This is a genomic window from Streptomyces sp. NPDC041968 (assembly GCF_055589025.1).
Genome location: NZ_JBVJCB010000034.1, coordinates 1 through 3,857 on the forward strand (window position 1 = coordinate 1; position 3,857 = coordinate 3,857).

The 3,857-nt window shown below is 71.7% G+C and carries 1 protein-coding gene; it reads left to right on the forward strand.

The window, feature by feature from the left end:
- On the forward strand, nt 1–3,857 hold a 3,857-nt coding region (locus ACZ6EG_RS33985; protein ID WP_469610509.1), incomplete at both ends, for an amino acid adenylation domain-containing protein.

Here is a 3,857-nt window from a genome sequence, read left to right on the forward strand (position 1 = left end):
CAGGTCAAGGTCCGCGGCCACCGCATCGAACTCGGCGAGATCGAAACGCTGCTCACCACCCACCCGACGGTCGCACGTGCAGCCGTCATCGTCCGGGACGAGCGGCTCATCGCCTACACCACCGGCGAGACGGTCTCGGCGGAGGAGCTGCGCCGGCATCTCGCGCAGTCCCTGCCCGCGTACATGGTGCCGTCCGCGTTCGTCACGCTTGATGTGCTGCCGTTGACGGCGAACGGGAAGCTGGACCGCAAGGCCCTGCCCACCCCGCAGTTCGACGGTGTGGAGACGTCGGGGCGCGGACCGCGTGACGACCGGGAAGAGATCCTGTGCCATCTCTTCGCGGACGTCCTGGGCCTGGAGGGGGTCGGTATCGACGACAGCTTCTTCGACCTCGGCGGACACTCCCTGCTCGCCACCCGCCTCGTCGCCCGCATCCGCACCACCCTCGACGCCGAAGTCCCGGTACGTGCCCTCTTCGACACCCCGTCCGTCGCGGGGCTCGCCCGAGCCCTGGCCGGCGCAGGCCACGCGAGGGCGGCTCTGACGGCACAGCCGCGTCCGGAGCGGGTGCCGTTGTCACCGGCGCAGCAGGGGCAGTGGTTCCTGCACAAGCTCGAAGGCCCCAACGCCACCTACAACATCCCCATCGCCCTGCGCCTGACCGGCACCCTCGACCAGGACGCCCTGCGCACCGCCCTCACCGACGTCACCGCACGCCACGAAGCCCTGCGCACCCTCTACGCAGACGACGAGCACGGCGCCCACCAGATCATCCTCACTCCGGACCAGGCCACCCCCCTCTTCGAGGTGCGCGCTGTCACGAGCGAGGGCCTCGAGGGCGCGCTGGCCGACGCGGCCGGTCACACCTTCGACCTCACCCGTGACCTGCCGCTGCGCACCACCCTGTTCCAACTCGGTGAGACCGAGCACGTCCTGCTGCTCCTGGTCCACCACATCGCCGCCGACGAGGGCTCCTTCGCGCCCCTGGCCCGGGACCTCACCACGGCGTACGCGGAGCGGGTCGCCGGACGTGAACCGTCCTGGGCTCCGCTGCCGGTGCAGTACGCCGACCACACCCTGTGGCAGCGCGACGTCCTGGGCACCGAGGACGACCCCGACTCCGTCCTGAGCAAGCAACTCGCCTACTGGACGCAGACCTTGGCCGGCCTCCCCGCCGAGCTGGACCTGCCCACCGACCGGCCTCGCCCCGCGACCCCGTCCCACCAGGGCGGCACCGTCACCTTCACCATCCCCACCGACCTGCGCGAACGCATCGAGGCCCTGGCCCGGCAGGAACAGGCCAGCACCTTCATGGTCCTCCAGGCCGCCCTCGCCGTCCTCCTGTCACGGCTGGGTGCCGGCACCGACATCCCGATCGGCTCACCCATCGCGGGGCGCACCGACGACGCCGTCGAGCACCTGGTCGGGTTCTTCGTCAACACCCTCGTCCTGCGCACCGACCTGAGCGGCAACCCCACCTTCACGGAGCTTCTGGCCCGCGTGCGGGAGACCGACCTCGCCGCCTACGCCCACCAGGACATCCCCTTCGAACGCCTCGTAGAGGCCCTCAACCCCGAACGCTCCGCCAACCGGCACCCCCTCTTCCAGGTCCGCCTCGTCGTGCAGAACGCGGACCCCCGGTCCTCCGCCGGGGCCGCGCTGGCGCTTCCGGGGCTCACGGTCTCCCCGGAGGCGACCTCCGACGAGGGCGCGAAGTTCGACCTGCTGCTCCGCCTGTACGACGCGGACTCGGGCCTCGGCGGCGTGCTGGAGTACAGCACGGATCTCTACGACGCGGCCACCGCGGAGTCCCTCGCCCAGCGCTTCGTGCGCGTGCTCCACGGCGCCGTCACCGAGCCGGAGCGGCCCGTCGGCCGGATCGACGTCCTGGACGATGCCGAGCGCGGCCGTCTGCTGGAGACCTGGAACACCACCGCACGGGACGTCGATCCGGCAGGCGTGGTCGAGCTGTTCGCGGCCCAGGTCGCCCGTACCCCCGACGCCGAGGCGCTGCTGTTCGAGGAGACCACCCTCACGTACGCGGAGCTGGACGAGCGCAGCAACCGCCTCGCGCGTCTGCTGGCCGAGTACGGCGTGGGCCCCGAGCGGTTCGTCGCGGTGGCCCTCCCCCGTTCCGTGGAACTCATCGTGAGCCTCCTCGCCGTGCTCAAGGCCGGAGGCGCCTACCTGCCCCTCGACCTCGACCAGCCGGTGGAGCGGGTCCGTTACATGGTCGAGGACGCCGCCCCCTTGCTGATCCTCACCGACGAGCGGTCGTCCGGCCTCGTGGCGGAGACTCCCGACCGCAAGGTGCTGGTGTGGGACGCCGAAGAGACCAGGAGGGCACTGGCCGAGGCATCGGGTGACGCGATCGGTTCACTCGGCGGGACGGCGACGGGCGGGTCACGTCCCGGCGGGTTGCCCCTGCCGAACGACCCCGCGTACGTCATCTACACCTCGGGCTCGACGGGCCGCCCCAAGGGAGTCGTCGTCGAGCACCGCTCGGTGGGTGCCTACCTCCAGCGCGCGCGGCGTGTCTACCCGGATGCCGCCGGTACGGCCCTGCTCCACTCCCGCATCGCCTTCGACCTGACCGTGACCGCGCTGTACACCCCGCTGGTCTCCGGCGGACGAGTACGCCTGGCCGACCTCAAGGACGAGTCGGGCGGCGCAGGCACCTCCGTCCGGCCGACCTTCATGAAGGCTACGCCGAGTCACCTGGCGCTGCTGGGCTCCCTCCCGGACACCGTCTCGCCGACCGGCACGCTCATCCTCGGAGGTGAGCAGCTACTCGGCGAGAACCTGGCCGAGTGGCGCGCACGGCACCCCGACGTGACGGTCGTCAACGCCTACGGCCCGACCGAGGCCACCGTCAACTGCACCGACTACACACTCGAACCGGATGCTCCCACGCCGTCGGGACCGGTTCCGATCGGGCGCCCGTTCTGGAACACCCGGGCCTACGTCCTGGACGCACACCTGCAGCCCGTACCGGCCGGCGTTCCGGGCGAGCTGTACATCGCCGGCACCGGCCTGGCGCGCGGTTACCTGGGGCGCCCGGACATGACCGCGGAACGGTTCGTGGCCGACCCGTTCGACGCGAGCGGCTCCGGCTCCCGCATGTACCGCACCGGCGACCTCGCCCTGTGGGGCAAGGACGGACAGCTGCGGTACGTGGGCCGCGCCGACCAGCAGGTCAAGCTGCGCGGCTACCGCCTGGAGCTGGGTGAGATCGAATCGGTGCTGGTGGGCACGGCCGGCGTCCAGCAGGCGGCGGTGGTCCTCACGGAGGACGGCTCGGGGGACAAGCGTCTCGTCGCCTATGTCGTCCCGGGCACCGGCCGACAGGCCGCCCCGACCGCGGCGACCCTGCGCGCGCACCTCGCGGAAAGCCTGCCCGACTACATGGTGCCGTCCTCGTTCGTCCTGCTCGACGCGCTGCCGCTGACCGCGAACGGGAAGCTGGACCGCGGCGCCCTTCCGGCACCGGTGGAGGAGCGCGAGCCCAGCGCTCCCGTCCAGAAGGCCCACAACCCGTGGGAAGAGGTCCTCGGCCGACTGTTCGCCGACGTGCTCGGTGTCGAGGAGGTCGGCCGGGAGGACGACTTCTTCGAGTTGGGCGGACACTCACTGCTCGCCATCCGGCTGCTGGCGCGCGCCCGTTCGGCGCTCGGTATGACGCTGTCGGTGCGCGACATGTTCGACAACCCGACGGTCGCCGGCCTCGCCAGGCTGATGACGGTGGCCGGACGGACGGGCCGTCCGGTGGTGGCGCGGGCGGTGCGTCCGGAGCGGGTGCCGTTGTCGTACGCGCAGCAGCGGCTGTGGTTCCTGCACCAGTACGAGCCCGGCAGCGC